Genomic DNA, 3,180 nt, shown 5'->3' on the forward strand with positions numbered 1-3,180 from the left:
CCATGTTGCTGCCGCCCTTCGATTGCGAGGTGGGCGGGGGCGGCACGGCACCCGGCTGCTGCACCGCCGGCATCGGCGGTGCCGGCTGCATCTGCGGCGCGGGTTGCATCGGCGGCGGCGCGGACTGCATCGACGCGGTATCGACCGGCGGCAGGCTGCCGGTCGCCGGCGGCGGCAGCGCCGGAATCTCGAGCACCAGCGCCGGCGTTCCCTGCAGCGGGCCGATCGACGCGGTGCGCAGGCTCACGGTCTGCAGGATCCAGTTCTCGTCGACACGCGCGCCGGCCAGGAACGCCCGCGCCGGCTTGCCGTCGACGGCGATCAGCGCGACGCCCGGCGCCGAACCTTCGGGGCTGTTCTTCGCCGCCATCACGCCGATCAGCTTGAAGCGGTTGGCGGCCGGCGAGGCCTCGGCCACGGCCGCGACCGGCTCGGCGCCGAGCAGGCGCGTCAGGTCGCCGCGCAGGCCGACCGAGGTCGCCACCGTCACCGCATTGGAAGGCGCAGGGGTCGGCCGCACGAACAGGCGCATCCCCCAGAACACGATGGATCCGGCCACCAGGGCCCAGATTACGAATGCCGACAATCTCGCAGTCATTCGACGATTATGATTGATCGTTCACCTCCGAACGGTAACGTGATTGTTGCTGACACTCTTATGACCCGAGCCTCTCTTCAAGCCCCGCGTCGCCACCGCGGCTTCACGCTGATCGAACTGATGGTCGTGCTGGTGATCATCGGCGTGCTGGCGGCGCTGATCGTCCCGAACGTGCTGGACCGAGCCGCCGAAGCGCGCGTCACCGCCGCCCGCACCGACGTCAACAACCTGATGCAGGCGCTCAAGCTCTACAAGCTCGACAACCAGCGCTYCCCGTCCGGTGAACAAGGCCTGCAGGCCCTGGTCGTCAAGCCGACGGCCGGCACCATCCCGCCGAACTGGAAGCCCTACCTCGACAAGCTGCCCAACGACCCCTGGGGCAAGCCGTATCAATACGCCAACCCGGGCGTGAAAGGCGAGATCGATGTCTACAGCCTCGGTGCCGACGGCCAGGTGGGCGGTGAAGGCAAAGACGCCGAAGTTGGCTCCTGGCAATGAGCCTTGCCGCACCGCGTCGCCCGCAGGCCGGGCGCACGCGGGCGGCTTCACGCTGATCGAGCTGCTGGTGGTGATCACGCTGATCGCCATCGCCTCGGCCGTCGCGAGCCTGGCGATCCGCAACCCGGCCAGCACGCGGCTCGACCACGAGGCCGCGCGGCTGGTCGCGCTGCTCGAATCGGCGCGCGCCGCATCGCGCGCATCGGGCATCGCGGTGACCTGGCTGCCGCGCGCCGCCGAGCCGAACGCGGCCGAAGGCTTCCGCTTCGTCGGGCTGCCGACCACCAACGACCTGCCGACCAGATGGCTGACGCCGGAGGTCTCCGCCGACATCGCCGGCTCCAAGGGCATCGTGCTCGGCCCCGAACCGCTGATCGGCGCACAGCGCATCGTGCTGCACCTCGACGACCAGAGCGTCGCACTCGGCACCGACGGGCTCGGGCCCTTCGTGGTGCTCGAGGACGAGCAGGTCGCGCAGCCATGAGCGCACGCCCTTCGCAACACGCCGGCGCCGCCGGCTTCACGCTGATCGAGGTGCTGGTGGCGCTCGCCATCATCGCGGTCACGCTCGGTGCCGGCATCAAGGCCGCCGGCGCGCTGACCAACAACACGCAGCGCCTGGTCGAGGTCACCGCGGCCCAGTGGTGCGCCGAGAACCAGCTGACCGGCCTGAAGCTCAGCCACACCTTCCCGAGCGTCGGCGACTCCGAGTTCAGCTGCGACCAGTTCGGCACCAGCTACAAGGGCAAGCAGGCCACGCGGCCGACGCCGAACCCGAACTTCCGGCGCGTCGACGCACAGATCTTCAACGAGGACGACCAGCCGGTGCTGWCGCTCTCGACCATCCTGCCGCGCTGATGGACACGCCACCCATGCGCGCCCCCCTTGCCCACGGCTTCACGCTGATCGAGGTGCTGGTCGCGATGACCATCATGGCGATCGTCGCGATGATGTCCTGGCAGGGCGTCGACGGCATCGTGCGTGCGCGCGCCGCGAGCCAGCAGCGGCTGGAACAGGTGCTGCGCGTGAGCAGCGTGCTCGCGCAGTGGGAGCAGGACCTCGACAACGCGCAGGACAGCGGCGTGCTGCCGAGCGCGATGGCCTTCGACGGCGCCTCGATGCGCGTCACGCGGCGCGTGCCCGGCGGGCTGCAGATGGTGGTGTGGTCGCTGCGCGGCGGCACCTGGCTGCGCTGGGCCGGCCCGGTCGTCACGACGGCCAGCGAGCTGCAGCAGAACTGGATGTCGAGCCAGCAGTTCCTCGGCAGCGAGGTCGGCCAGCTGCGCACGCTGACCCACCTGTCGGACTGGCAGGTCTACTACTACCGCGGCAATGCCTGGACCAATGCGCAGTCCAGCGCCGATCCGACGCAGCAGAATCCCGGGCAACCGAACCCGCCGAGCGGCGTCACGACCCCGCTGCCGCAGGGCGTGCGGCTGGTGCTGAGCTTCGGCGAGGGCAGCGGCTTCTCCGGCAACGTCACGCGCGACGTGACGATCGGCCCGCAATGACGCGCCGCCCGACCTCCTCGCCGACAGGCCAGCGCGGCGCCGCGCTGCTGATGGCGATGATCATCGTCACGCTGATCGCGACGCTGGCGGTGTCGATGGTCTGGCAGCAATGGCGCGCGGTGCAGGTCGAGACGGCCGAGCGCTCGCGATCGCAGTCCGGCTGGATGCTGTCGGGCGCGCTCGACTGGTCGCGCATCATCCTGAAGGAAGACGCCAAGTCCGGCGGCTCCGACAACCTCGGCGAACCCTGGGCGGTGCCGCTCGAGGAGGCCCGGCTGTCCACCTTCCTCGCGGCCGACAAGGACAACACCGACGACGCGCCCGAGGCCTTCCTGTCCGGCGGCATCACCGACCTGCAGGCGCGCTTCAACCTGACGAACCTGGTCGACGGCGGCAAGATCAGCGAGCCCGACCTGCTGGCGTTCCGCCGCCTGTGCGAGCGCGCCAACGTCGCGGTGACGGTGGCCGACAACCTCGCGAAAGGCCTGGTCCAGGCGACGCCGGCGCCTGCGGGTGCCAGCGCGCCCGCCGGCACCGCCAACGCGCCGCTGCTGCCCAAGCGCTTCGACCAAC

At 70.5% G+C, this 3,180-nt stretch carries 6 protein-coding genes; 5 read left to right on the forward strand and 1 reads right to left on the reverse strand.

The window, feature by feature from the left end; translation table 11 throughout:
* The coding region (locus AC1D01_RS27055; RefSeq protein ID WP_477871883.1) for a type II secretion system protein N at positions 1–598 on the reverse strand (598 nt) is incomplete at its 3' end.
* 60 nt (positions 599–658) lie between these two features.
* On the opposite strand from AC1D01_RS27055, the gene gspG reads away from it, so the two are divergent.
* From gspG to gspK, 5 genes are all read left to right on the forward strand, one after another.
* Positions 659–1,096, forward strand: coding sequence for a type II secretion system major pseudopilin GspG (gspG, locus tag AC1D01_RS27060; protein ID WP_477871885.1), 438 nt, complete (start codon positions 659–661; stop codon positions 1,094–1,096).
* Positions 1,080–1,580: a prepilin-type N-terminal cleavage/methylation domain-containing protein gene (locus AC1D01_RS27065; protein WP_477871887.1), complete on the forward strand. Its 501-nt coding sequence runs from the start codon at positions 1,080–1,082 to the stop codon at positions 1,578–1,580. Before gspG ends, AC1D01_RS27065 begins: the two co-directional genes overlap by 17 nt.
* A complete protein-coding gene (gene gspI / locus AC1D01_RS27070; protein ID WP_477871889.1) occupies positions 1,577–1,954 on the forward strand; it encodes a type II secretion system minor pseudopilin GspI in 378 nt (125 codons plus the stop codon). Before AC1D01_RS27065 ends, gspI begins: the two co-directional genes overlap by 4 nt.
* Positions 1,955–1,968: 14 nt before the next feature.
* Positions 1,969–2,607, forward strand: a complete 639-nt coding sequence (locus tag AC1D01_RS27075; protein ID WP_477871891.1) for a prepilin-type N-terminal cleavage/methylation domain-containing protein — start codon at positions 1,969–1,971, stop codon at positions 2,605–2,607.
* The coding region (gene gspK / locus AC1D01_RS27080) for a type II secretion system minor pseudopilin GspK (RefSeq protein ID WP_477871893.1) at positions 2,604–3,180 on the forward strand (577 nt) is incomplete at its 3' end. The genes AC1D01_RS27075 and gspK, both read left to right, overlap by 4 nt.

It is taken from the genome of Rhizobacter sp. P3_B12 (assembly GCF_056402895.1).